24 protein-coding genes are annotated in these 24,690 nt (G+C 62.2%); 19 read left to right on the top strand and 5 right to left on the bottom strand.

What is annotated here, in order from left to right; all coding sequences use genetic code 11:
• The 17 genes from GSQ89_RS08010 to GSQ89_RS07930 all read left to right on the top strand — a co-directional run.
• A partial coding sequence (locus GSQ89_RS08010) for a calcium-binding protein (RefSeq protein ID WP_216856058.1) occupies positions 1–1,111 on the top strand: 1,111 nt, incomplete at its 5' end.
• 49 nt (positions 1,112–1,160) lie between these two features.
• On the top strand, positions 1,161–3,920 hold the full coding sequence (locus tag GSQ89_RS08005) for a tetratricopeptide repeat protein (protein ID WP_158923789.1): 2,760 nt from the start codon (positions 1,161–1,163) through the stop codon (positions 3,918–3,920).
• A gap of 309 nt (positions 3,921–4,229) precedes the next feature.
• Positions 4,230–5,834, top strand: coding sequence for a ShlB/FhaC/HecB family hemolysin secretion/activation protein (locus GSQ89_RS08000; RefSeq protein ID WP_158923787.1), 1,605 nt, complete (start codon positions 4,230–4,232; stop codon positions 5,832–5,834).
• A 3-nt stretch (positions 5,835–5,837) separates the two neighbouring features.
• A complete protein-coding gene (locus GSQ89_RS07995) occupies positions 5,838–7,823 on the top strand; it encodes a DUF2341 domain-containing protein (protein ID WP_216856057.1) in 1,986 nt (661 codons plus the stop codon).
• The gene (locus tag GSQ89_RS07990) at positions 7,823–8,230 is read left to right on the top strand and encodes a biopolymer transporter ExbD (RefSeq protein ID WP_158923785.1); all 408 of its coding nucleotides are present in this window, start codon (positions 7,823–7,825) and stop codon (positions 8,228–8,230) included. Before GSQ89_RS07995 ends, GSQ89_RS07990 begins: the two co-directional genes overlap by 1 nt.
• A gap of 7 nt (positions 8,231–8,237) precedes the next feature.
• Entirely contained in the window at positions 8,238–8,909 is a 672-nt protein-coding gene (locus GSQ89_RS07985; protein WP_158923783.1) for an energy transducer TonB, read from the top strand.
• A 31-nt stretch (positions 8,910–8,940) separates the two neighbouring features.
• Positions 8,941–10,713 carry a putative porin gene (locus GSQ89_RS07980; RefSeq protein ID WP_158923781.1) on the top strand — a complete coding sequence of 591 codons (1,773 nt, stop codon included), beginning with the start codon at positions 8,941–8,943 and terminating at the stop codon, positions 10,711–10,713.
• Between the two features lie 2 nt (positions 10,714–10,715).
• The gene (locus tag GSQ89_RS07975; protein WP_158923779.1) at positions 10,716–11,396 is read left to right on the top strand and encodes a hypothetical protein; all 681 of its coding nucleotides are present in this window, start codon (positions 10,716–10,718) and stop codon (positions 11,394–11,396) included.
• Positions 11,393–12,289, top strand: a complete 897-nt coding sequence (locus GSQ89_RS07970) for a peptidylprolyl isomerase (RefSeq protein ID WP_158923777.1) — start codon at positions 11,393–11,395, stop codon at positions 12,287–12,289. Before GSQ89_RS07975 ends, GSQ89_RS07970 begins: the two co-directional genes overlap by 4 nt.
• Positions 12,290–12,311: 22 nt before the next feature.
• Positions 12,312–12,623, top strand: coding sequence for a hypothetical protein (locus tag GSQ89_RS07965; protein ID WP_158923775.1), 312 nt, complete (start codon positions 12,312–12,314; stop codon positions 12,621–12,623).
• 5 nt (positions 12,624–12,628) lie between these two features.
• Positions 12,629–13,015 carry a Hint domain-containing protein gene (locus GSQ89_RS40030; RefSeq protein ID WP_158923773.1) on the top strand — a complete coding sequence of 129 codons (387 nt, stop codon included), beginning with the start codon at positions 12,629–12,631 and terminating at the stop codon, positions 13,013–13,015.
• A 293-nt stretch (positions 13,016–13,308) separates the two neighbouring features.
• Positions 13,309–13,695 (top strand): helix-turn-helix transcriptional regulator, encoded by a 387-nt coding sequence (locus tag GSQ89_RS07955; RefSeq protein ID WP_158923771.1) that lies wholly within the window; start codon positions 13,309–13,311, stop codon positions 13,693–13,695.
• The gene (locus GSQ89_RS07950) at positions 13,692–14,138 is read left to right on the top strand and encodes an SRPBCC domain-containing protein (RefSeq protein ID WP_158923769.1); all 447 of its coding nucleotides are present in this window, start codon (positions 13,692–13,694) and stop codon (positions 14,136–14,138) included. Before GSQ89_RS07955 ends, GSQ89_RS07950 begins: the two co-directional genes overlap by 4 nt.
• A 25-nt stretch (positions 14,139–14,163) precedes the next feature.
• Positions 14,164–14,811 carry a glutathione S-transferase family protein gene (locus GSQ89_RS07945; RefSeq protein ID WP_158923767.1) on the top strand — a complete coding sequence of 216 codons (648 nt, stop codon included), beginning with the start codon at positions 14,164–14,166 and terminating at the stop codon, positions 14,809–14,811.
• A gap of 34 nt (positions 14,812–14,845) precedes the next feature.
• On the top strand, positions 14,846–15,565 hold the full coding sequence (locus tag GSQ89_RS39120; RefSeq protein ID WP_158923765.1) for a DUF1428 domain-containing protein: 720 nt from the start codon (positions 14,846–14,848) through the stop codon (positions 15,563–15,565).
• 11 nt (positions 15,566–15,576) lie between these two features.
• Positions 15,577–16,080, top strand: a complete 504-nt coding sequence (locus tag GSQ89_RS07935) for a VOC family protein (RefSeq protein ID WP_158923763.1) — start codon at positions 15,577–15,579, stop codon at positions 16,078–16,080.
• Positions 16,077–16,736 (top strand): glutathione S-transferase family protein, encoded by a 660-nt coding sequence (locus GSQ89_RS07930; RefSeq protein ID WP_158923761.1) that lies wholly within the window; start codon positions 16,077–16,079, stop codon positions 16,734–16,736. The genes GSQ89_RS07935 and GSQ89_RS07930 overlap by 4 nt, the downstream gene beginning before the upstream one ends.
• Positions 16,737–16,869: 133 nt before the next feature.
• Here GSQ89_RS07930 and GSQ89_RS07925 read toward each other — a convergent pair whose 3' ends face one another.
• From GSQ89_RS07925 to GSQ89_RS07905, 5 genes are all read right to left on the bottom strand, one after another.
• Entirely contained in the window at positions 16,870–18,087 is a 1,218-nt protein-coding gene (locus tag GSQ89_RS07925; protein WP_158923759.1) for a CaiB/BaiF CoA-transferase family protein, read from the bottom strand.
• A complete protein-coding gene (locus GSQ89_RS07920) occupies positions 18,080–19,219 on the bottom strand; it encodes an enoyl-CoA hydratase/isomerase family protein (RefSeq protein ID WP_216856056.1) in 1,140 nt (379 codons plus the stop codon). The genes GSQ89_RS07925 and GSQ89_RS07920 overlap by 8 nt, the downstream gene beginning before the upstream one ends.
• Positions 19,220–19,280: 61 nt before the next feature.
• Entirely contained in the window at positions 19,281–19,583 is a 303-nt protein-coding gene (locus GSQ89_RS07915; protein ID WP_158923757.1) for a hypothetical protein, read from the bottom strand.
• 46 nt (positions 19,584–19,629) lie between these two features.
• On the bottom strand, positions 19,630–20,901 hold the full coding sequence (locus GSQ89_RS07910; RefSeq protein ID WP_158923755.1) for a DUF763 domain-containing protein: 1,272 nt from the start codon (positions 20,899–20,901) through the stop codon (positions 19,630–19,632).
• 144 nt (positions 20,902–21,045) lie between these two features.
• Positions 21,046–21,309, bottom strand: a complete 264-nt coding sequence (locus GSQ89_RS07905) for a hypothetical protein (protein WP_158923753.1) — start codon at positions 21,307–21,309, stop codon at positions 21,046–21,048.
• Between the two features lie 167 nt (positions 21,310–21,476).
• On the opposite strand from GSQ89_RS07905, the gene GSQ89_RS07900 reads away from it, so the two are divergent.
• Together GSQ89_RS07900 and GSQ89_RS07895 are read left to right on the top strand one after the other, a co-directional pair.
• A complete protein-coding gene (locus GSQ89_RS07900; protein ID WP_158923751.1) occupies positions 21,477–22,679 on the top strand; it encodes a mandelate racemase/muconate lactonizing enzyme family protein in 1,203 nt (400 codons plus the stop codon).
• A 187-nt stretch (positions 22,680–22,866) separates the two neighbouring features.
• The gene (locus tag GSQ89_RS07895) at positions 22,867–24,384 is read left to right on the top strand and encodes a DHA2 family efflux MFS transporter permease subunit (protein WP_254073122.1); all 1,518 of its coding nucleotides are present in this window, start codon (positions 22,867–22,869) and stop codon (positions 24,382–24,384) included.
• Positions 24,385–24,690 lie beyond the last annotated feature (306 nt).

The raw sequence follows: 24,690 nt of genomic DNA, 5'->3' as shown, positions 1-24,690 counted from the left end.
CCCCAGCCCCTTCAACCCGCCCGCCGGCAACACAGAATTGATCGTCTCGTCTGGCACGACCGGCACGAACCTGATCATGCCCACCACCGTCAGCGATGTGCTGGTCGATACGACCTCTCGCGTCACCTTGACCGCGGAAGCCGGCACGACAGGGCAGCAGAACGTGATCGCCGGCACCGGCGGCATCGACCTCACGACCAATGACGGGACCGGCACGATCCTCGCCGCGGGCGGCGAAAACCTCATCACGGTGGCGGTCGGCGGTGACCACGAAATCGTGACGGGTGCCGGCGACGACATCATCCGCCTCACCCATGGCAACAACACGGTTTCGGCCGGGGCGGGCGACAACACCATCACCCTGGGCGACGGCGACAATTACGTCCTGTCGACCGGCACGGACAACATCGGGAAAGCGATCGGCGTGACCGTTGGCGGTTCCGACACCATCAACGCTGCGCTGAATGCCAACGCCGTGAATGTCAACGGCGGCCTGAACGACATCACCTTTATCAACGGCAGCGGCGCTTCCACATTCAACGGCCAGTCCGGTTCGGACACGGTGTACGGCGGCGTTGGTGGCGGCACCTATCAGGGCGGTTCCGCCGGCAACAACGTGATGATCGCCGGCACCGGTGCGGTTGACTTCATCGGCGGCGGCTCCGGCGACGTGCTGTCCCTGACAACGGGCAATGCCAGCAACGTGCTGACCGCCGGTTCCGGCAACGAGACGCTGACCGGCGGCCTCGCGACTGGCGCCAACACCTTCCAGGCCGGCAGCGGCAACGATCTGGTCGTCGGCGGCATCCTGGGCAACGACGTCCTGCAAGCCGGCACCGGCAACGCCTCCCTCGTCGGCGGCTTGGGCAGCAACCAATTCCTGTTCGTCAACGGCGAGGCCGGCGGCAACGACATGCTGCTGGACTTCCCTCTGTCGAGCGGCAATCGTGTCAATCTGCAAGGTTATGCCACGAACCAGGTGGAGACCGCGTTGGCGGATGCGGTGGTCGCCCATGGCAACACCACCATCACGTTGTCCGACAACACCTCCATCACCTTTCTCAACGACACCCATGTAACGGCCGCGAATTTCATCACGACCGCAGCCTGAACGGTCCGTCCGGCCGGGGCATTCGCTCCGGCCGGGCAAGATCCGCCTCATGCCCCGCTCTCCGGACATTGTCGCCAGGAATCGGCTGGTAGTCCCCCCGGTCGCCGCCGCGTTCGATGGCGTCGAGGTGTTGGCGAAGGACGCCTCACACTTTGCCGCGGCGGGGCGTCTTGGCGAAGCCGCCGAATGCTGGCGGACGATCGTCAACCGGCGGCCCGCCCTGGCCGCGGCGCACAACAACCTGGGCAGCACGCTACGCCTTCTGGGACGGGATGCCGAGGCCGTCGCGTGTTTTCGGCGCGCATTGGATCGCGATCCCTACTACCCCGAGGCCTGCAACAATCTCGGGACGGTACTGTGCGATCTTGGCCAGTTGAAAGAGGGCGAGGCATTTCTGCGCCGCGCTATCGACCTGCGGCCCGCCTATGCCCGAGCACACTGCAATCTCGGCAAGACATTGCGGGAACGGGGGGAAATCGGCGCGGCGCGAGACTGCTTCGAAACCGCCTTGCGGCACGTCCCCGATCTCGCCGAGGCACATCTGCACCTGGCCAACGTCCTGCTGGTTGAAGGCCGTATGCCGGAGGGCTGGGCCAGCTTCGAGTGGCGCCTGCGCCTGCCGGGGTCGTCCTCCCCGCAATTCGGCGTGCCGGCCTGGCACGGTGAGCCGCTCGGCGGCAGGACACTGCTGCTGCACGCCTCGGAAGGGTTCGGCGACATCATTCAATTTTGCCGCTTTGTGCCGCTTTTGGCGTCCGCGGGTCGGGTCGTCTTCCAGGTGCCGCGGTCGCTGCGACGGTTGCTGACTGGCTTTGCCGACGGGGTGTCGGTGATCGCCAACGACGAGCGGCCGCCGGCGTACGATCTCCATTGTGATCCGCTGAGCATTCCTTGCTTATTAAAAACGACACTCGAAACTATCCCGGCACGGTCGCCTTATCTGCGTGCCGACCCCGATCAGGTCGCATACTGGCAGTATCGTCTTGGCGGGCTGCCGGGTTTGCGCGTCGGGCTGGCATGGGCGGGTAATCCCACATATGGCGCGGATCGCCAGCGCTCGATCGATCCCGACCGGTTGGCTGCGTTGGCGGGCGTCCCGGGCATCTCGTTCGTATCGTTGCAAGTGGGGGCCGAACGCCCGCCGGCCGGGCTTGTCCTGTTCGATGCAACACAGCAGTTGACCGACTTCGCCGATACCGCGGCGCTGATCGCCGAGCTGGACCTGGTGATCGGCGTGGATACCGCCGTCGTGCATCTCGCCGGCGCATTGGGCAAACCGGTGTGGCTGCTCAACCGGTTCGACACCGACTGGCGCTGGATGCGCGATCGTTCGGATAGTCCCTGGTATCCGACCTTGCACCAGTTCCGCCAACCCGCTCCGGGCGACTGGCACAGCGTGCTGCAAACGGTGCGGCATGCGCTGCACGGCAGGCTTCCCTTGCCGCTATCGGCTGCCGACACGGCGTTCCAGGAGGCCTCGCGTCACCATCAGGCCAAGCGCCTGACCGAGGCGGAGCGGTGCTACCGCGACGTGCTGATCCATTCCCCGGAACACTACCCAAGCCTGCATCAGCTTGGGCTGATCGCCCTTGAGCGCCATGAACCCGAAACCGCGATCGCGTTGTTCACGCGCGTCGCCCAGCGCTTTCCGAATGATTACGGTACGATCAACAACCTCGGCAACGCGTACTTTGCGGCTGGCTTCCCGGCCAAGGCGATCACCTATTATCTCGACTCTCTGCGATTGTTCCCGGACGACGCGACGACCCTGTGCAACCTTAGCATTGCCCAGGCGGATACCGGTGAAATCGCGGCGGCGGAAGTCAGTTGCCGGCGGGCCTTGGCGATTCAGCCCGACCTGGCGGACGCGCACCTCTCTCTTGGTCTCACACTGTTGAGAACCGGCCGGTTGGCGGAAGGATGGCCGGAATTCGTGTGGCGCCGTCGAATAAGCCGTCATGTGGTTCGGTCGCTTCCCGGTATCGAATGGCAAGGTGAACCGCCTGGTGACCGCACCGTGCTGCTCTACTCCGACGAAGGATATGGCGACGCAATCCAATGCGTCCGCTACCTGCCGCTATTGGGCATCCGTTCCATTGTCCTTGAGGTGCCCCCAAGACTGGTACGGCTGTTTCGCCCCCTGCTTGACGTGCCGGAGGCCGGCGTGACGCGCGTGGTGGCGGAAGGTGAGGCATTGCCGTCAGTCCATCTGCATCGTCCTTTGCTGGACCTGCCCGGCCTGGTGGGCACCACGCTGAAAACCATCCCCCGCGATGTGCCTTACCTGCGGGCCGATCCGGTCAACGCTGTGCAATGGCATCGCCGGCTTGCGCATTTATCCGGATTTCGGGTCGGCATCGCCTGGGCGGGGAATTCGGCGCATCTCTCGGACAGCAAACGCTCGATACCACTCGCCCGGTTGCTGCCGCTGTTCACTGCATTCCCCGATGTGAACTTTATCTCGCTACAAATAGGTGATGCCCGCCGGCAAATCGACGATCTGAAAGACGCGGCGCAACTGTATGATTTCACAAATGACCTGAAAGACTTCGCCGATACGGCGGCTTTGATGGAGGCGCTTGATCTGGTCATTTCTGTCGACACCGCCGTTGCGCACCTTGCCGGCGCGCTCGCCGTACCGGTCTGGTTGCTGAACCGGTTCAACTCGGACTGGCGCTGGTTACAGGGCCGCGATGACAGTCCCTGGTACGCAACGCTACGGCAATTCCGGCAGTCTGAATTCGGTGACTGGGATGGCGTGGTGAGCCGAGTCCTGGCGGCACTGCGCGAGCGGTTGGAAGGATACTGATGCAGGCTGGGCTTGACGGCTCTCACCGGACGCTATCGTGATTTCCTTCAGGCCAGACCGGGATAGATCGGAACAATTGTTCTCGCCCTGCCGCTACGATATCGAGTACGATAAAAGAACGACGTAAGTGGCTTTCGCTGCAACAAAACTATCATGCCAGGAATGCGAAATCGGATTACAAGCCAGCCCGCGTTCTTAATGTCGATCGCAAACGCAGCATTTTCGTGCTGCCGACGTATTGTGCGATCTGTATCGAGGGTTCGGTGTTTGATCGATTGCTCATGGCGACGAGAGAGTCGGACGACGGTCATGAGCCGCGCCAGAAAAATCATGCTGCTGACGACGTTCGTCGCGCTGACTGGCGGCCGGACTGCCTTGGCGCAACCGGCCGTTACCCCCGCGCAACCGGCTGCCGCTCCAGCACCGCAACGGCACTTCGACGTCAACGAATTTCGTGTCGACGGAAATACGGTGTTGACTGAAGTCGAAATCGACAGGGCAGTCTACGGATTTCTTGGCCCCGACAAGACGGCGGCCGACGTGGAGAAGGCGCGGGCGGCGTTGGAGGCCGCCTATCAGGCGAAAGGCTACCCGACCGTTTCGGCTGAAGTGCCGGTCCAGCGTGTCGCCGATGGCGTGGTGGTATTGAAGGTCACCGAACGGACGGTCGGGCGGGTGCGGGTGCACGGGTCGCAGTACCACGACCTTGCCGACATCAAGGCCGCGGCGCCGTCGCTGAAGCCGGGCGCGGTGCCGCATATGCCGGACCTGAAACACGACATCGTCGCCCTCAACCAGTGGCCGGATCGCGCTGTCACGCCAACCCTTCAAGCGGGGGTGGCACCGGATACGGTGGATGTCGAGCTAAACGTAAAGGATGAATTTCCCGGTCATGCGACCCTGGAACTCAACAATAGGCAAAGCGCCGATACCACGGGGCTGCGCCTGTCCGGCTCATTGGCATACAACAATCTATGGCAGCGGGGCGACAGTGCCACGCTGAACTTCCAAGTAGCGCCGGAACGGCCGTCCGATGCGGAAGTTATCTCCGGATCATATCTTTTCCGTCTCCCGGACAGCGATCTGTCGCTGCTGTTCTCCTATCTGCATTCCAACAGCAACGTCACCACAGTCGGCTCGACGGATGTAATCGGCAAGGGTGACGTCGCAGGGTTGCGCTTGTTGGTCCCGCTGGGTTTCGGCGACGGCTTCATGCACGCGCTCAGCATGGGGTTCGACTACAAGCATTTCGACGACGACATCGCGCTTGGGGCGTCCAAAACGGATGCGCCGGTGACATATTTCCCGCTCACCGTGGCTTATAACGCAAGTTGGGCGAGTGAGCACGCACAGACCAATCTTCTGGCCAGCTTCGTGTTTACCCTCAGCGGCCCGGGCAGCGGTCCCGCCGCGTTTGACTTCGCCCGCTTCGAGGCCAGTCCCGGCTTCGCCTATTTGCGCACCGACCTGTCGCGGACGCAGACACTGCCGGATGATATTCAATTCTACGGCCGGATCACCGGCCAACTCACCGGCCAGCCGCTGATCAGCAACGAACAGTTCGGCCTGGGCGGGTTGGATAGTGTCCGCGGCTATCTCGAAAGCGAGGTGCTCGGCGACTACGGCGGTGCACTGCAAACCGAGATACGTACGCCGCCGCTGACCGGGATCGGCTGGATAACGCTGAACGAACTGCGCGGCCTGGTCTTCTTCGATGCCGGTACGGCGGTGCTGCATGATCCACTGCCGCAACAGCGGCCATCATACGTGCTGGCCTCAGCCGGCCTTGGTGTCCGGATACGGCTGCTCGATCAGTTGAACGGCGAAGTGCTGGTCGCGTTTCCGCTGGACGACGGCACCACCACGAAAGCCGGCGATCCCCGAGCCTTGTTTCGGGTCTATGGAGATTTTTGAAGCATGATCGACCGCCTTCCAAGGCGCGGTGGCCAGTTTGGCCGATCCGCTTGTCTCACGCTGTTGCTGTTTTGTGTGTTCTGCATCGTCGCGCGGCCGGCACACGCATGGTGGAACGGCGATTGGTCGTATCGCATGAAGATCGTAGCTGACGCCGGACCGAAAGGCGCCAACATCACCGCCCCGATCGGCCGCACACCGGTCCTGATCCGGCTGCACTCGGGCAACTTCAATTTCGCCACCGCGAAAGACGACGGTTCCGATCTGCGGTTCATCGCCGGAGACGACAGGACCCCATTGCACTACCATATCGAGCGGTTCGACGGCCTGATCGATCAGGTTGGACTGATCTGGGTGGACGTGCCGGATCTGGCACCCGGCGTGGCGACGCCGATCTATGTCTACTGGGGCAACAAGAACGCCAACTACGCCGGCGACAACCATGCTACGTATGATGCCGACCAGTTGCTGGTCTATCATTTCTCCGAAGACAACGGATTGCCGAAAGATGCCACCGGCTATGGCAACAATGCCTTGACCGCGGGCAAGCGCGATAACGCGGCGCTGATCGGTTATGGCGTGCGATTGGACGGCACCGCGCCCATCCGTTTGCCGACCAGTCCGTCGCTGGCCATAGCGGCCGGGCAGACCCTGACCTGGTCGCTGTGGGTTCATCCTGACGCCGGCGCCAACACCGCGATTCTGTACTCCGATCGAGACGGCTCGAACGCGCTGACCATCGGTCTTGACCAGGGTGTCGCCTACGCGCGGATCGACACACAAGACGCGACCAGCCGCACCACCGCTGGACCGCCGCTGACGGGCGACGGATGGCACCACATCGCGGTCACTGCCACCGCCGATCACCTGACGGTCTACGTCGATGGCCAGCCCCGCGGCGATGTCGCAGCGACGCTACCCGCGCTGGCCGGCCAGGCGGTGCTGGGCGGTGCGCTGCCCGTGGCCCCGCCCGTCACGCCAACCCCCGCCCCAGACGCCGGCGCGACCCCGCCGGCGCCTACCAGCGCCTCGCCGGCGCCCACGACCCCAATCCCGGCCACGCCGCCGGCAGCCGCGGACCAGCCAACCGCGGCGCCCGCGCCGGTCGTGGCACCACCGCCCAACTTCATCGGTGAGATGGATGAGTTCGATCTCTCGAAATCGATCCGGCTGCCCGGTGCGTTCCAGACCGCGGTCGCCAACCAGGGACCGGATCCGAAACTGCTGACCTTCGATGTCGCGGAGGAGGCATCGATTTTCGGCAGCGGCTATGTCGGCATCATCGTTCGCGCGGTTTCACCCGACGCCTGGGTGGTCATCGGCCTGCTGGGCATCATGTCGGTCATCAGTTGGTGGGTCATGCTGGGCAAGGCGATCTACCTCAGCCGCGTCAACGCGGCGAACGCACGGTTCCGCAACAGCTTGCGCACGGCCCAAGCCACGCACGGCAACGACACCCAGGCGGCCTATGCCGACCTCAGCCGGATACCCCCGAAGGTGATGCGAGCGTCCCCGCTGTTCAGGCTGTATCAGCTTGGCGCGGAGGAACTGAATGAGCGGCTGCACGGCGGCCTGACGCAGGACAACGGCATGCTGGCACCGCAGTCGATCGCGGCGATCCGAGCGGCTGTCGATGCCGGGCTGGTACGGGAGAACCAGCGTCTCGGCCGCACCATGGTCATGCTGACCATCGCCATCAGCGGCGGTCCGTTCCTCGGCCTGCTGGGTACCGTCGTCGGCGTGATGATCACCTTCGCCGCCGTCGCCCAGGCTGGTGACGTCAACATCAACGCCATCGCCCCGGGTATCTCGGCCGCCCTGCTGGCAACCGTCGCCGGCCTGGCCGTCGCGATACCGGCCTTGTTTGGCTATAATTACCTGTTGAGCCGCGTGCGTGAAATCACCACCGATATGGCGGCTTTCGTCGATATGCTGGTGACACGTCTCGGCGAGGGCGTGGGTGCTCCTCAAACAAAGGCAGCCGAGTAATGGACGTCCAGTCCGGCGATAAGCCGTATGATGAGATCAACATCACGCCGATGCTCGATCTGGCTTATGTGTTGCTCGTTATTTTCATTATCATGACCACGGCGGCGGTTCAGGGCGCTAAGGTGGACCTGCCCAAGGGCAGTTCGACACAGAGTCTGTCTCAACCAAAGACCAAGCTTATCAGTGTCTCCAACGAGGGGCAGATCTTTCTCGACGCTATCCCGGTATCGCTGGGCGAACTGGAAACACGTCTGCGCGACGCCAAGGCCATCACCCCGGATCTGCCGATTATCATCAAGGGCGACCGAGCGGTACAGTATGAGAAAGTAACGGCTGTGCTGGACTTGTGCAGCAAGGTCGGTATTTCTTCGGTCGGCTTGGCATACCAACGTGTGAACGGATCCTGAGACGGCGATGCGCGAATGGTTGCGCAAACTGGGTTGGGCGGCGTTCGCGCTGGTGCTGCTGGTCGGCGTCGGCGTGCTGGTGACGCAGCTCTTGCGCAGCGGCGGCACACCGCAGAGGCGGCCGATCACCACGATGATGCGGGTGATCCTGCCACCACCCCCGCCGCCGCCTCCACCGCCCCCGCCGCCTCCCCAAAAGATGATCGAGCCGCCGAAGCCCACCCAGCAGGAAGCGGCCAAGCCGGTCCAGCAACCGAAACAGGCACCGCCGAAGCCCGTCAGTGTACCACGGCCGCCCGGCAACCCGCTGACCGCCGAAGCCGGGCCGGGTCCCAATCCGTATGGGTTGGGCGTGGGCAACGGCGAGGGCGACATGATCGGCGGCGGTGGCGGCGGTGGCGGCAGCCGGAACGGCTACTATGCCGGACTGATCGCCAATCAGGTGCAGGTGGCGCTGCAAAGTAATGAACAGACACGATACGTCCAACTCCACGGACTGATGGTACGTGTCTGGCTGGCGCCGTCCGGTCAGATCACGCGCTGTGAACTGGTGAATTCGACCGGTGAAACCGCCAGGGACAGCGCGATCGCGCATGTCGTTGACGGTGTCAGCCTGCATGAATCGTGGCCGGCCGACCTGCCGCAGCCCGTGGTCCTTCGAATCGGCACCCAAGGGTGAACGACAGCTTCAGCGAACAGGAATTTCCGTGATGATGGGGTTCAGACGGCTTCGCCGCGGGCGCAAATGGTTCGGTTACGGCCTGATCGCGCTACCGTTTGTGATTGGTGTGCCGCACGGGGCGTCCGCCCAGGACGATGGCGGCAACACAATGGTTCACCTGATTCAGCTGATGGTGAAGAACGGCCAGATCACGGCCGACCAGGCGGCACCGCTGCTGCAGGAGGCCGAACAGGAAGGACACTCGGCAAAACGCACGCGCCCGGCGCCCAAGCCATCCCCGACGGCGCCGCATACCGCCAGTGCTGCGGCGTCTGCACCGGCCGAGACCGAGGCGAGCAGTACGCCGGCTGGCACCCCGCCATCCATTCACGTCACCTACGTGCCGGAGTTAGTCCGGCAGCAGATCGCCTCCGAGGTCAAACAGCAGGTAATGCAGGAGGCTCGGGACGAAGGCTGGGCCGAACCCAATTCTCAGCCGGAATGGACCCAGCGCATCAAGATATTCGGCGATATCCGGCTGCGGGGTGAGGAAGACATGCTTCCGCACAGTAACTGTGATTGCTTTCCCAATTTCAATTCGATCAATAGCAGTGCCAATGGGTACGACGATATGTCGTCGACCTTCCCACCCATCCTGGATATGAACGAAAACCGTACGCGGTTCCGCCTGCGTGCGCGCATTGGTGCGGATGCACAGATCAACGACTGGATCAGCACCGAAATCCGCATCGGCACCGGCAATGATAACAGCCCCGTTTCAGAAAATCAGACGTTGGGGGCTGGTGGCGACTTCGAGAAATACTCGATTTGGCTGGATCGTGCGTTTATCAGGATGAAGCCGACTGACTGGTTCAGCATGGATGTCGGCCGCGCCCCCAATCCCTTCTGGACCACGCCGGTCCTGTTCTATGACGATCTGAACTTCGATGGCATATCGATGCACGTGCAACATGCCATCACCAGCAAAACCAACGGATTCCTGACGGTTGGCGCCTTCCCGGTGTTCAATACCTCGCTCAATTTCGGTTCGACCTCCACGTCCGATCAGGAAAACAGCAGCCATGACTCCTACCTCGTTGCCATTCAAGGCGGTGGCGAGTGGAAGATAAACGACGACTACACCGCGAAATTGGCCCTCGGCTACTTCGATTTCCTCAACGTGCAGGGCAGCCAGTCGGCCCCGTGCCTAAGCCCCGTGGGCTACGGCAGTTGCAGCACCGACGATGAAACCCCGGGCTGGGTGCAGTTCGGGAACACCTTGTTCCCGCTACGCAATATCACCCCCAATCCACCCACCGGCAGCGTCGTCACGCCCAACCCGCAGTTCTATGGGCTGGCATCCCGCTTCGACGTCCTTGACGTGCATGGTGCGTTCAGCGTGTTGAACTTCCATCCGATCGACATCGTCTTCGGCGCCGACTTCGTAAAGAATTTCGGCTTCGACGCGGCTGCCATCACATCCCGCAATCCGCAAAACAACATTGGGTCGAACGGCCTGTGGTCGGGTGGCGACAACGGTTATCTCGTACAGGTCACCTTCGGACACCAGCAACTGGAGAAGATGTGGGATTGGAATTTTACGATTGGATATCGTTATCTTGAATCCGACGCGGTGCTCGACGCGCTCACTGACTCCGATTTCTATCCCGGCGGCACGAATGCCAAGATGTACACCCTTGCCGGCAACGTGGCACTCGATCGCAACCTGTGGTTCGACGGCAAATTCTACAGCGCGACCCAGATTTCCGGACCGCCGTTCACCGCCAACACGCTGCTCGTCGATATCAACGCGAAGTTCTGATCATGCCAACACCAAGCACCCGGATCATCCCGTTCGCTACCGTACTCTGCCTGTTCGCCGCCACCGCCGGGGCGCAGGAGGCGAGTACCGAGGATCGCCTGCGCGACGCGCTGCGCCATGTCACCGCCGATTTGCGCGCCGCGCAGGACAGTCAGACCACATTGCAGGCCACGCTCGACCAGGCCCAGAAACAGCGTGATCTGCTACAGCAACAGGTGACCCAACTGACGGCGCAGGTCGCGGCGCGGCCAGCGGCACAGCCGGCTCAACCCGCGGCCGACGATCAGCCATTGCGCGACGCTGTCGACACCCTGAAGAAACAGAATGCGGCCTTGCAGGATGGCCTGACCCATTGGCAGACGGCATATCAGCAAGCCGCGACCTTGGCGCAGACCAAGGATGCACAAGACCGCCAGTCCAGCGCCAAGGCCACCACGGCGCAACGGACCCTCGATGTGTGTCAGACCAAAAACACCAAGCTGCTTGCCGTCGCCAACAATATTCTGAACATGTATGACACGCGGAAATTCAGGTCACTGGCGACCAGCGGTTGGGACGTGGTCCTGGGATTCAAGAAAGTGGAGCTGGAAAACATCGTGCAGGACAACGAAGACCGCATTCTCGAGCAGAAATATTATCCCGGTGAGCAACCGGCGGCCGTCCGAGAGGTAAAGACTCCATGACACATCTGCATACCATCCTGGCGGGCATCGCGCTCGCCGGATTCCTCGGCGCGGCCGGACCGGCCCCCCAACCAACTGATGTGGTCGCCCAGGTCGGCACGACGACGCTGACCGTCGCCGACGTACAGGCAATGCTCGCGCATATCGATCCGGCGGTGCGGGACCAGGCGTTGCACAACCATGTCGCGCTGGACGAACTGGTCCGCGGCCAGTTGATACGGCAGGAACTGCTGGTGGAAGCTGAGGCAAAGAAGTGGGACCAGGATGCTGATGTGGCCTATCGGGCCAAGACGGCGCACGACGCGGCGATTGTCGACTCCTATCTGGCATCGCTGAACCAGCCGGACGCGTCGTATCCATCGGATGCTGACGTGCAGGCCGCCTACGAAGCCAACAAGACCCGCTTCGTGAAGCCGCGCGAATATCACCTGGCGCAGATCGTCTTCACGGTTCCCGCCGATGCGCCAAAATCGGCCGATACCGAAGCCCAGAAGAAATTGCGTGAGCTCAAGCAGACCCTGTCGCGTCCGCATGCCGATTTCGCCGACACTGCGAAGCATGTTTCGCAGGACAAGGCAACCGCCGAGAAAGGCGGGGAAATCGGCTGGGTGCGGGACGATCAGTTGATCCCGGCGATCAAGGATGCTGTTGCCGGGCTGCAGGACAATGCGATCAGCGACCCCGTTCGCGCCGCCGACGGCTGGCATCTGCTCAAGCTGCTGGACACCAAACCGGCGACCACCGCTACTCTCGTGGAGGTGAAGGACAAATTGGTGCAAGCCCTCAGGCAGCAGAAGGAAAGTGCAAACGCGCGTGCCTATCTACAGCAGATGCAAACCAAGCAACCCCTGGAACTGAATGAGATCGCGCTCTCCCACGTTGCGGCGCCCTAAACCGAACCGAGCATGGCTGGCTATGGTGGCTCTGTGCCTTGCGGCTGGACACGCGCTGGCACAGGCACCTGCCGCCAACCAGACGTCGCGGTGTATCGATGCCAGGGTCGGCACGTCGTGGTCGTATAATTGTTTGAATGAGGCACTGCGGGTGCAGGCGGCGCAACAACGTCAGGGCATCCCCGGTATTTCGCTGGACGCGACGTCGCCGGCACCAGCGGTGGGAACCTTCAACCAAGCGGCGGTGCGCGAACATCTGGGCTTCAATTTTGGCAAGTCGGCGGTGCCGCAGCGTCCGCCTCCGCCGGTCATGACCTCGCCCCTGGTGCGCTAAGCAGGATGCCTCTGGTTGTCACGGAGGCAGGCCCCGTCCGGCACCATCACCTCGCTGTTGTTGGCGGCGACAGCCTGTCCGACTTCCGAATCGACACTGTCGGCGGCAATGCCGACATCACGGTATGTTTCTGTGCGGGAGGCCGCATTCGCACACCTCGTGGCGAGATCGAAGTGGAAAAGCTGGCCGTCGGTGACACCGTAACGACATGGCGAAGGCAGATCCGGCCTGCCGTTTGGGTCGACACGGGGAAAGTCCCGGCCGCACGCAACCGCGGCAGGCCTGTCATCGTCGGCAAAGGCGCGCTCCGCGACAACATGCCGCACAGCGATCTTCTCGTCGATCCATGCAACAGCCCCAGAAGGGGCGTGTACGTTTCGATGCACCGATGACCTAGACGTTCACGTTCATCGGGCCGTTCACCATGGGGGGCTGACCAGGCTGTTCCTGGCGCCCCTCGCAGCGAGTTTCGCCGATCACCTTCGCCGCCGCCGGCCGGCGGTTGTAGCGTGACCGCGGGAGGCACCGCGGCAATCCAACCCAGCCAACGGTGAAGCTAACGGCTCTGTGGCATCCCTGTGGATCGCCAATAGGTCGGTTCTAGGGACTGCGGGCGGCAGCCGCCATCACCCGCCTCCGCCTGATAGCCTTGACACGGCCGTCGCCGCTTCCCACACTTCGCCACATGGTGAAGTTTCCAGAATCACAACTCGACCGGACATTCGCGGCGCTCGTTGATCCGACGCGGCGAGCGATCCTGGCACGTCTCGAACGAGAGGAGAGCGTGTCGATAGGCGAGCTCGCACGCCCTTTCGCGATCAAGCTTCCGGCGGTGATGAAGCATCTCGATGTGCTGGGTGCCGCAGGGCTGGTGACCAGATCGAAGAAGGGTCGCACCGTGGCGGTGCGCCTCGCGCCTGAACCGATGGAGGAGGCGATGAACTGGCTGCGTCGGTATGAACGTTTCTGGTCAGCACGTCTCGACCGGCTCGCCGCGTACGCAGAGGCCGAAGAGGCGAAGGCCAGGGCGGCGCCCGCTGCGGCGGCGAAGACGGAGGAGATCACACCATGACCACCCTGACCCTGGTGCGCCGGATCGCGGCCCGCCCCTTGATCGTGTTCGATGCGTTGACGACCCCGGACGGCATCGCCTGGTGGTGGGGTCCTGACGACGGACCGGTGCTGCTCGCCGAAACCGATATCCGCGTGGGTGGCCGCTTCCGGGTCCGGTTCCGGATGCTTGATGGCAGCGAGCATGAGAGCCGCGGCCAGTATCTCGAAGTCGACAAGCCCAACCGCCTGGTCATGAGTTGGCGTTGGCACCGCGGGGGCGAGCCGGAGGAAACGGGCGAGGAATCGCGTCTCGAGATCGATCTGCGACCGATTACTACTGGGACGGAACTGACCTTTACGCATGCGCGTTTGCAGACCGAGGTGTCCAGGCACAGCCACGAGCAGGGCTGGAATGGCGCGCTCGACAAGCTGGTGCGGCATTTCGCCGGTGACCGGATCTAATCGAAACAGCAATCGGGAGCGTAATATGATTCCGACTATCACGACGTTTGGCTGGGTACCTGAGTTCGCGCGTGGCTTTGTCCGCGACATGCGGCCTCGCTGGGCCTTCGAGGAGGTCGGTCAGCGTTATGCGGTTAATCTGATCAGCAATTCGAGGACCCCCGAACATCGCCGGTTTCAGCCGTTCGGGCAGGTGCCGACTTATCAGGACGACGAGGTTGCGATTTTCGAATCGGGGGCGATCGTGCTGCGCATAGCCGAACGCGCCGGCAAGCTGATCCCGCTGGATCCCGCCGCGCGGATGCGCGCGCTGCAGTGGGTGGCGGCGGCACTGAATTCCGTGGAGCCGTACGTCATGGCACTGGCGGTCAACGACATTTTCGAGGCGGATCGGGAATGGTCCAAGGCACGCCATGGGAAGGTCGTTGAGGACCTGCAGATGCGGCTGGGCGATCTACAGGCCGCGCTTGGCCACGACGCCTGGCTGGATGGGGACGCGTTCACGGTTGGCGACCTGATGATGATCTCCGTGCTGGGCGGGCTGCGCGGTACGCCCCAACTCGACGACTTTCCGGTTCTTGCCGGCTATATCGCGCGCGGGGAAAGCCGGCCGGCGTACAAAAAGGCGATGGCCGATCATATGGCGACGTTCGATACCCCGGCCGTGGCCTGAAATCTCTTTGCCGAATCAGAAAAGGCCAGAAACGATGAAATATTTCCAAGGATTCGTTATTCCGGTGCAGACCGGGAACAAGCAGGCCTTTCTCGACATGGCAAACAAGATGGCGCCGATTTTCGCAGAATATGGCGCGCTGCGCACTGTCGAGTGCTGGGGTGACGACGTGATGGACGGCAAGGTCACGGACCTCAAGAGGGCGGTCCAGGCGAAGGGTGATGAGACGGTCGTTTTCTCCTGGGTCTGGTGGCCCGACAAGGCCACGTGCGACACCGCTTCCGGGAAAATGATGGCCGATGAGCGGATGCGGCCCGACGGTGCGATGCCGTTCGACGGCCAGAGGTTGATCTTCGCCGGGTTCGAGGCGTTTTTCGACACCGGCGAGGCCGGTAAGTTCGCCTATGTCGACGCCGTGGTAGCCAGTGTTCCCAACGGCAAACGTCAGGATATTATCGGCCACGTGACCAAGATCGCTGGACTGTTCCGGGACCACGGCGCGCTGCGTGTTGTCGACGGCTGGGGTGTCGATGTGCCCGCCGGCAAGGTGACGGATTTCCAGCGTGCCGTGCAGGCGAAGCCCGGCGAGACGGTCATATTTGGTTGGATAGAATGGCCGGACAAGCCGACCCGCGACGCAGGCAGGAACGCCATGATGCACGATCCGCGCATGCGGGAAATACAGCCGCCCTACAACGGCCCGCTCGCAATCTTCGGCGGCTTCACGCCGATTATCGACACCAGCAACGTATAAGGAGATCCGACATGAAGATCACCGAAAAGAAGATCACGACCTGCCTATGGTTCGACCACGGCCAGGCGCGCAAGGCGGCCGAATTTTATGCGGCAACCTTCCCTGACAGCCACGTCGACGCCTGCCATGCGTCGCCATCCGACTATCCTGCCGGCAAGGAGGGAGACGAACTGACCGTTGAGTTCACCGTGCTGGGCATGCCCTTCCTCGGTCTTAACGGCGGCCCGCACGTCACGTTCAACCAAGCGGTCAGCTTCCAGGTCTACACCGACACCCAGGAAGAAACCGATCGCTATTGGAATGCCATCGTCGCTAGCGGTGGCGAGGAATCGCAATGCGGCTGGTGCAAGGACAAGTTCGGCCTGTCCTGGCAGATCGTGCCCCGCGTGGTTCTCGAAGCCACCACCGATCCCGACAAGGCGGCGGCGAAGCGGGCGATGGAGGCGATGATGGGTATGCGGAAGATCGACATCGCCGCGATCGAGCGGGCTCGGGATGGGGAAACAGGCGCGTGAGCCTGCAACTGTTCGGGCACCCGTTTTCGTCCTACACGATGAAGGCGCTGATCGCGCTGTATGAGAACGAGACGCCGTTCGAGTTCCGCGTGCTTGGTCCTGATCAGCCGGACAACACCGCCGAATTGGCGCGGCGATGGCCGATTGCCCGGTTTCCGCTGCTTGTCGACGGCGAGACGACCGTGTTCGAAACGAGCGCGATCATCGAGCATCTGGCCGCGTTTCACCCCGGCCCGGTGACACTGATTCCAGCGGATATGAAGGAAGCGGTGCCGATACGGATGCTCGACCGGGTGTTCGACAGCCATGTGATGGTCCCTGTGCAAACCATCGTGTTCGATGCACGCCGTCCGAAGGATGTTCGCGATCCGTACGGTGTCTCGCAGGCCAAAACCGTACTTGAAACGATCTATGCCTGGCTGGACCATGCCTTGGCGGGGCGCCGGTGGGCGGCCGGCGATGTGTTCAGCATGGCCGACGCGGCCGCGGCGCCAGCGTTGTTCTATGCGGACTGGGTGCATCCGATTGGTGAGGATCTTGCAACGTTGAAGGCGTATCGCGCGAGCCTGCTGGCGCGTCCGTCGTTTGCCCGCTGCGTCGACGATGCGCGTCCCTATCGGCCGTTTTTCCCGCTTGGTGCTCCGGATCGGGACTGATACCAATCCGCAGTGACGGTGGTGTACTGCCCCTGCCGTCAAGGCCCGGCGTGGTGTCGGGACATCTCTTCCGGGACGTGCGGCAATAGGTAGCCCGGACAGGCCGGGCCATGACGGGACCGAAGGGTCGGTGTCAGATGATCTTTCTATCTTTGAAGTCCTTGATCTGCGCCGAACTGTAGCCGAGGTCGGAGAGGACGGATTCGTTATGTTCACCCAATGCCGGGGCGTGACCGATCTTGGCCGGCGTTTCGGAAAAATGCCATGGCGAGCCATGGACTTTCAGCGTCTTGCCGTGGGTTGGATATTCTACCTCCGTGACGTATCCATTGGCCAGCACATCGGGATCATTGGACGCTTCAAGCAATGTATTGATGGGTGCGGAGACGATATCCGAACCGCGCAGCCTGCTCACCCAGTCGTCGCGTGTGCCCGTTGCGAACAGATCGTCCAGCAGGCGCAGCAGGATCGCCCGCTTCTCGTCCGAGGCGATTGCCACGCCGAGATCGCCGAACCCCGCCTGCTCAAGCCTCTCGTAAAAGCCCAGTGCCGCCATCGCCTCGCGCCATTTGCGGGCGCCGTTCAGTTGAAAGACCAGGGGTTTGCCGTCCCGGTCGTTGAAGCTGGCACTGAGACCGGGTCGCTCTGGCGTGCCGGTGACGCGAGCCTGTCCGGTGACCGGGTTGCGGTCGCGCCACATGGTCGTGGTCAGCGTCCAGCCCATGAGGCGGATCTGACCGCCCAGCAACGAACAGTCGACCTTTTGTCCGATACCTGTGGTGCGGGCGTAGGTCAGGGCCGCGAGAGCGCCACCAAATGCAAGGATGGCACAAGTTTCGTCGGCAACGGAAACGATGCCGGTGCGCAGCGGCTGGCCCGGTGTTGAATAGGCCTCCGCGATGCCGCCAAGTGCCTGCGCCATGGAATCGGTGCCGGGCAGGTCGGCATGCGGCCCCTTCGGGCCGTAACCCGAAATCGAGATATAAACCAGTTTCGGATTGACCTTGCGGAGATCTTCGTAACCGAAACCGTTCTTTTCCGCCGCCCCGGGGCGGAAATTCTGGCCGAACATCTCTGCTTTCGCGACCAGTTTATGCAGGATTTCCCGGCCCTCCTGGGTTTTCAGGTTCAGCGTGACGCTTTTCACGCCGCGGTTGTTTGTTTCGAAATAGGTGCTGGGCAGACCGGGCAGGATGCTCGATCCACGGGAGGTGTCGCCGCCGTCCGGCACCTCGATCTTGATCACCTCGGCGCCGAGATCGGCCATGAGCATGTAGGGCACTGTACCGGCCTGCGCGGTGGAGCAGGCGACGACCTTTACGCCGTGAAGAGGGCCCAATGGTTCAGTCATGTCGTGCCGTCCGGTCGAGCTGTGGCAGGTGGTAGCGGTCCTGCGGATCGTCCCATCCCTTGAACTGAGGCGGGCGCTTCTCTGCGAAGGCCGAGCGTGATTCCATGAGGTCGCTCTTGGCGCCGTGGGCGTGGAGGGCGGTGGCAAGGCGTTCAAAGTCCGGCCCGACGGTGGGGCGCATCTGGCGCATCATGTGCACCGTGTTGACGCGGGAGGCAGGCGGCAGGGTCAGCAAATGCGCCGCCATTTCCATCGCGGTCGGCATCAGCGCATCCGGTTCGACCAGACGGTTGATGAAGCCGACTTCGTAAAACCGTTCGGACGTGAACCGAAAGCCCAGTGCCATCTCCATCGCGATCGGGTAGGGCAGGTTGGCGATGTGGCCGTGGTTGTATCCGCCGAGGAGCCAGCGCTTTGCTTCCGAGACCTCGAACACCACGCCGCGCGATGCAACGCGCAGGTCGGTGCGCTCCACCAGCATAAAGCCTCCGCCCATCGCGAAACCGTTGACCGCCGCGATGACGGGCTTTTCCAAGTCGCCGGTCATGAACGGGTCCGCCGCCGCGGGGCGCCGTCCACCGGGGGCACCATCCTGGAGCGATTCCTTCATGTCCTCGCCGGCGCAGAAGGCGCGCCCCGCGCCGGTGAAGATGGCGACCTCCAATTCGTTGTCGTGACGGAACGCAGTCCAGGTTTCGGCAAGTTCAGACCGCAACTCATGGTTCAGGGCGTTGAGGCGTTCGGGACGATTCATTCGCACCACGAGAATCTGTCCGTGGCGTTCAGTCTCGACGACAGCCATGGCTGTGGGCTCCTTGGTATGACGGTAACGACCGTCGGTTTCCGCTTCCGCGGCAGTGTAGGGGGGCTGCGATACCGCACCAAGCCCCGCCCGTCGACAACCCTGCCACTGTCGTGGGAGGTGCCATTTTGGAGTGGATGGGGCTGCGGGGCGCAGGCTGCCAATGACACTCTGTTTGGCAATTTTGGCCGCGTGATCGAAACTGGCATACCGGCGCCAATAGCCTGAAATGGCGCAGTCATGGCGACGAAGGGTTGATACATGATGGCTACGTCTGCGTCTTTTCACGGCGGAGGTGTGCCACGGCGCCGGTCTGCTCGTCGCCCACATGCCTCAGGCTTCAGCGGTTTTTGCGATTTGAATCGTTCGGATCGGATGCGAACGCAGATGACTACAAGGCGTCCATTTGCTTCAGCTCTCGGCTGAGTTGCTGTACGGCGCTGCTGCCAAATGCCACATAGAGTCGCCGACGAACGATAACGGCGAGCCAGTCCGGTCGTTCGGGCAACACACCTTCCACGATCAGCCGATCTGCCTCCTCAGCGACCGCCTCATTGATCCGATCTATGATGTCATCAGACAGTTCCTGGCCCGCAAACGCCTTGACCCGTGCGTTAAGCCGGGCCGTCGCCAGGATTTCCCTGTCGGTGACGCGTGTCCGGGTTTCAAAAATCAGTTTTTGCAGATCCGCCATGGACGCATTTTTCCTTCGGCTCCGTCAGTCCCCGGGTGACAACGTGTCATGGGATTTGACCAAAACGATCGGCCTTTGTTGCTTCAGGCGCGGGTTCCCAACCAAAGACACTGCGGCCGCCGTATTTGTGCGAACGCTGCCTCTCTCCGGCGATGAAGTCAGTGAGCGAGGTACCGCCCGCATGGCGCTCAAGGCACCTAGCTTGCTCGTCGAGGCGGCGTATTGCGTCCAAGCGCTCGTCATTGCCGAGCTTCGCATTGGTCATGGCGGCTTTCAGCACCTCGATCGTCTTGTCGTAGACCTTAATCGGCACCGGATAGGGATGCCGGTCTTTGCCGCCATGGGCGAGCGAGAAGCGCGCCGGATCCGCGAAACGGCAAGGTGCACCATGGACGACTTCCGCCACCATCGCCAGTGAGCGTACTGTGCGGGCACCAACGCCGGGCACGAGGAGCAATTCGGCGAAGTCCGAAGGGCCGCGCTCCGTCGCCGCGGCGAGTGCGCCATGCAGACGGCGGATCATCACGTCCTTCGGGCGAACGTCATGATGGGTCGGCATGACGAGATGCGGCAGCAACGGCCCGTCCGGCACAACGGGTGGCGATATCTTGCCTTCCAGCGCAGCAACCTCCTGGACGATGCGGTCCGGCCCCAGGTCGCGAAGCAGCTCAAGTTGCCCACGCCGCGAGGCACCCGCTCGCTGATCTGTGAGGTTGACGATTTCCCCCTGGTTCCTGCCGTCGATCGCCGCGTGTGGTGTCTCGACAAAGCTCTGCAAATCCTCCGAGAGCCAATGATACCGGCGTGCAAGGCGGCTCTCACCGTTCATGCCCTGCTGGACCACGACCCACTTGCTATCGTCGGTCACGATGAAACCGTGCAGGTAGAGGTCGAAGCCGTCTTGCACCGCGGCACTGTCCACCTTGGCGACAAGCCGGCTCGCCTGGGCCAACGCGGCGCCATCGAAGCCAACGTTTTCACCGATGGCGAGCAATTCCTGCGGTGTCTGGCGTGAATGGTTGCCCCTGCCACCACAAACATGAATGCCGAGTTCGTCCGAGAGCGGACCGAGACCGCGCTTCAACGCGCCGATGACACTGGTCGTGATACCCGAGGAATGCCAGTCCATCCCCATGACGGCGCCGAAAGATTGGAACCAGAAAGGGTGGGCAAGCCGACGCAGGAATTCATCGCGACCGTAGTGGTGGACGATCGCCTGGGTGATGACCGCGCCGAGCCGCGCCATGCGTTGCCTCAACCATGTTGGCACCCGGCCAGTGTGCAGTGGCAGATCGGCGCTACCCGCCCGTCGAGCCATGAAGCCTCCTGAGAACCAATAAAGAACATACTACCATCGGCTGAGGCCCGGCACCACCATCCGAATGCCGCTGGCCTGTCGACAGGGCGACATCCGGCTGCGAATTGAGCAATAAAAATTGTGACGGCCATTCATCAAACATCCTCAGATTTTGTTGATTTTTGAAGTTGATGATTTTTTGTAAGTGATTTCGTATGGAGAACGGTTACATGCAGCCTCGGTCAGAACGGCGTCGGAGGGCCGTTTGGTGCGAGTTATCTGCAGCGCCCGCTCGCTCGAGAGACCGACGGAGCGGTCGTCGTCGAGATGCCGGTGCCGGAAGAGGGCAAGGGGCAGATGAGGATTCGACGAATGCTGGGGTTGAGCCAGATGCAGGGGCGGATCGGTGTCATCACCGCGGGTTGCCATCTGACCCTCTGTATTCACAGGACCAGGGCGCCCCAATTCCCTTTACCCCGAGTTGGACCGCTTGCGCCGCATGAACCCATTACCCGGCGCAGCATGCGTACCGCGATGATCACCCTTGGAAGCCTGTGGGGTCGGCTCTAGCATCGCCGTAACGCGAGGGGGACGTCATGCGTATCGCCAAAATCGAGGACTTGCACTGCAACGCCGGCTGGCGGGATTTCTCGTTCCTGAAAATCACCACCGACGACGGCTTGGTGGGTTGGTCGGAGTTCATGGAGAACTTCGGCGCCGAGGGGTTGAGCGGCACGATCGGGCGGTTGGGCGAGCGGCTGATCGGCATGGATCCGCGGCCCGTCGAGAAGATCATCGCCTTCCTGCACGGGCTGACCCGCCAGACTCCCTACGGTATCAACCAGCAGGCGATCGCCGCGATCGAAAACGCCCTTGTCGACATCAAGGCGAAGGCACTTGGCATTCCCGTGTATGAACTGCTGGGTGGTCCGGTGCGCGACCGGCTGCGGTTGTATTGGTCGCATTGCGGCACCTGGCGGGTCAGTTTCGCCGACCGGATCAAGGCGTGGACCGGGTTCGATCCGATCCGCTCATTGGCGGACGTGGAGCGGGCGGGAGCCGAGGTCGCGGCACGCGGGTTCAAGGGCCTGAAGACCAACATCATGCTGTTCGACGGCCCGACCCCGCGCATCCACATGCCGGGGTTCAACGGTCCGGGGTGGCCCGAACTGAACATCGACCGTCCGCTGGTCGATGCGCTGACGGCCGAGTTGGAGGCATTTCGCAAAGGCGCCGGGCCCGGGGTGGGGCTGCACCTGGATCTGAACTTCAACTTCAAGACCGAGGGCTATATTCGTCTGGCGCAGGCGCTGGAGCCGTTCGACCTGGTGTGGCTGGAGATCGACAGCTACGACCCCGCCGCGCTGGCGACGATCCGACGCAGCGCCCGCACGCGCATTGCCTCCTGCGAGTCCTTGTACGGAAGGCGGCAGTTCCGCCCGTATTTGGAGCAGCAGGCGGTCGATGTCGCGATCATCGATGTCGCCTGGAACGGCATTCTCGAGTCAGCGAAGATCGCCGCCATGGCGGATGCCTATGAGGTGAACGTCGCGCCGCACAACTTCAACGGCCACTTGAGTTCGCTGATGAGCGCGCATTTGTGTGCAGCGATCCCGAATTTCCGGGTGATGGAGATCGATATCGAGGACGTGCCCTGGAAGGACGATCTGGTGAGCAAGCCGCCAGTGATCGAGGCGGGCGAATTGCTGCTCCCCACAGGCCCCGGCTGGGGCGTTGAGGTCAATGAGGATGTGATCCGCGCGCACCCGCCCGCGCGGCCAGTGAAATGGACGAAATAACCAGGCTCAGTCGCGAAGTTCGGTTTCGTTGATATCGGGCGGAGGCGCTTTGGTGCCGGTTTCTAACCTGCGGCAAGGCCGGATTCGGAACAGTGCCCACCGAACCATCGAATGGAGAGATTGAGATTGCGGCCCGGGCTCTCCGGCCCGTTCGCCAAAATCTCATGCTGGAGAAGGAAGAAGACATGTGACGATCGATTTGCCAACGCGTGTTTCGATGAGTACGGCGACTCGCACCATGGTGACGATCTGTACCGTGCTGGCCACGTTGATGCAGTCACTCGACAGCACCATCGCCAATGTCGCGCTGCCCTACATGCAGGGATCGATGTCGGCCAGCCAGGACGAGATCAACTGGGTGCTGACCAGCTACATTGTGGCGGCAGCGATCATGACTGCCCCGACCGGCTTCCTTGCCGCCCGGTTCGGCCGTACCAAACTATTCGTCACTGCCATAGCCGGCTTCACTGTCGCCTCCATCCTGTGCGGCATGGCCCAATCGTTGGACCAGATCGTGGTTTTCCGCATCCTTCAGGGCATGTTCGGCGCCTCTCTCGTGCCGCTGTCGCAAGCCGTGATGTATGATATCTATCCGCCCGAGCAACGTGGTGCGGCAATGTCCGTGTGGACAATGGGTGTAATGATCGGGCCGATCTTCGGTCCAATCCTGGGCGGGTGGCTTACTGAGAATTACAACTGGCGCTGGGTTTTCTATATCAACGTCCCGTTTGGTGTATTGGCGGTGACTGGTCTGCTGACTTTCCTGAAGGAAACGGCGCACAGCAACTCGGTCAAGCTCGACTGGATAGGGTTCGGTGCGCTGAGCCTTGCCATCGGCGCGTTCCAAACCATGCTTGACCGCGGCGAGACCTTGGACTGGTTCGCCTCGCGTGAAATCCTGACCGAAGCGTGTCTGGCCGGTCTCGGCCTTTACGTGTTCCTCGTCCAGTTCTCTTTGGCGCCGAAACCTTTCCTCTCGCCAAGATTGTTCGCGGACCTGAATTTTGTCGTCGGCATCATCCTCTACTCCATCAACGGATTGATCATGTATGCGACGCTGGCGCTTCTGGCGCCGTACCTGCAGACGTTGATGAACTACCCCGTGGTCACCACCGGCATTGTCCTCGCGCCGCGCGGCGTTGGCATCATGCTCGCCGCGATGGTTTGCGGACGTGTCCTGGGCAGGATCGGTCCGCGGATGCTGTTGGGTATCGGCTTGATTATCGGCACTTACGTTCTTTATGAGATGACGTTTTGGACCCCCGATATCTCGGAGTGGACGATCGTTAGTGTCGGCATCGGCCAGGGATTCAGCATCGGCTTCGTCGCCATACCGCTTAACATCACGGCCTTCGCAACCTTGCCGTCGGAACGACGGACCGAAGGCACCAGCATATACGCCTTGACGCGCAATCTGGGCAGTTCGATAGGCATTTCCGTCACTGGCGCTTTGCTGCAAACCAATACTCAGGTCAACCATGCCCTTGTCGCGGGAGCGGTAAACCCGTTCAATCACGCTTTTCAAACAGGGGCGACTTTACGGTTTTGGAATCCCTGGTCCACACAGGGAGCCGCGATGCTCAATGAAGAGATCACCCGCCAAGCTCAAATCATTGCTTATGTCGATGATTTCAAACTGATGCTCATTCTCGCCATCGTCACATTGCCTCTGGTGCTTCTGACACGGCCATCCCGCCGGGTGTAAGTCCGCTTCTGTCCGGCAACCTGTCAGCGACAGGACTTTCCGCGTCGTTAGCAGTCAGGTATCGACCCCAAACGGCTGGTTTTCATGGACGAAATCGGGACTTCCAGAACCTGACCCGGCGTCGCGGCCGCGCCCTGATCGGCAAACGATTGAGTCCATCGCGTTGCCGATCAAACTTGCCATGCAGCCGGCGCTTGTACGGATCAGCTTAGTGTCTGTCCGGGATCAAAGCGAGTCATTGGAATCGGTTAAGGTGAGGGGTTGACCGGCTCGGATCGAATGTGAGTCCCTGCTAGGCCTCACTTG

This window comes from Acidisphaera sp. S103 (genome assembly GCF_009765975.1).
Lineage (GTDB): Bacteria > Pseudomonadota > Alphaproteobacteria > Acetobacterales > Acetobacteraceae > Rhodopila.
Note: the sequence above shows the minus strand (reverse complement) of the source record. Positions and strands in the feature narration are given on the sequence as shown.

Excerpts from the sequence above, each read along its gene's own strand:
- GSQ89_RS08005 (WP_158923789.1), top strand. The coding sequence starts at position 1,161 with ATGCCCCGCTCTCCGGACATTGTCGCCAGGAATCGGCTGGTAGTCCCC.
- GSQ89_RS08000 (WP_158923787.1), top strand. The coding sequence starts at position 4,230 with ATGAGCCGCGCCAGAAAAATCATGCTGCTGACGACGTTCGTCGCGCTG.
- GSQ89_RS07995 (WP_216856057.1), top strand. The coding sequence starts at position 5,838 with ATGATCGACCGCCTTCCAAGGCGCGGTGGCCAGTTTGGCCGATCCGCT.
- GSQ89_RS07990 (WP_158923785.1), top strand. The coding sequence starts at position 7,823 with ATGGACGTCCAGTCCGGCGATAAGCCGTATGATGAGATCAACATCACG.
- GSQ89_RS07985 (WP_158923783.1), top strand. The coding sequence starts at position 8,238 with ATGCGCGAATGGTTGCGCAAACTGGGTTGGGCGGCGTTCGCGCTGGTG.
- GSQ89_RS07980 (WP_158923781.1), top strand. The coding sequence starts at position 8,941 with ATGATGGGGTTCAGACGGCTTCGCCGCGGGCGCAAATGGTTCGGTTAC.
- GSQ89_RS07975 (WP_158923779.1), top strand. The coding sequence starts at position 10,716 with ATGCCAACACCAAGCACCCGGATCATCCCGTTCGCTACCGTACTCTGC.
- GSQ89_RS07970 (WP_158923777.1), top strand. The coding sequence starts at position 11,393 with ATGACACATCTGCATACCATCCTGGCGGGCATCGCGCTCGCCGGATTC.
- GSQ89_RS07965 (WP_158923775.1), top strand. The coding sequence starts at position 12,312 with ATGGTGGCTCTGTGCCTTGCGGCTGGACACGCGCTGGCACAGGCACCT.
- GSQ89_RS40030 (WP_158923773.1), top strand. The coding sequence starts at position 12,629 with ATGCCTCTGGTTGTCACGGAGGCAGGCCCCGTCCGGCACCATCACCTC.
- GSQ89_RS07955 (WP_158923771.1), top strand. The coding sequence starts at position 13,309 with ATGGTGAAGTTTCCAGAATCACAACTCGACCGGACATTCGCGGCGCTC.
- GSQ89_RS07950 (WP_158923769.1), top strand. The coding sequence starts at position 13,692 with ATGACCACCCTGACCCTGGTGCGCCGGATCGCGGCCCGCCCCTTGATC.
- GSQ89_RS07945 (WP_158923767.1), top strand. The coding sequence starts at position 14,164 with ATGATTCCGACTATCACGACGTTTGGCTGGGTACCTGAGTTCGCGCGT.
- GSQ89_RS39120 (WP_158923765.1), top strand. The coding sequence starts at position 14,846 with ATGAAATATTTCCAAGGATTCGTTATTCCGGTGCAGACCGGGAACAAG.
- GSQ89_RS07935 (WP_158923763.1), top strand. The coding sequence starts at position 15,577 with ATGAAGATCACCGAAAAGAAGATCACGACCTGCCTATGGTTCGACCAC.
- GSQ89_RS07925 (WP_158923759.1), bottom strand. The coding sequence starts at position 18,087 with ATGACTGAACCATTGGGCCCTCTTCACGGCGTAAAGGTCGTCGCCTGC.
- GSQ89_RS07920 (WP_216856056.1), bottom strand. The coding sequence starts at position 19,219 with ATGTGGGCGACGAGCAGACCGGCGCCGTGGCACACCTCCGCCGTGAAA.
- GSQ89_RS07915 (WP_158923757.1), bottom strand. The coding sequence starts at position 19,583 with ATGGCGGATCTGCAAAAACTGATTTTTGAAACCCGGACACGCGTCACC.
- GSQ89_RS07910 (WP_158923755.1), bottom strand. The coding sequence starts at position 20,901 with ATGGCTCGACGGGCGGGTAGCGCCGATCTGCCACTGCACACTGGCCGG.
- GSQ89_RS07905 (WP_158923753.1), bottom strand. The coding sequence starts at position 21,309 with ATGGCAACCCGCGGTGATGACACCGATCCGCCCCTGCATCTGGCTCAA.
- GSQ89_RS07900 (WP_158923751.1), top strand. The coding sequence starts at position 21,477 with ATGCGTATCGCCAAAATCGAGGACTTGCACTGCAACGCCGGCTGGCGG.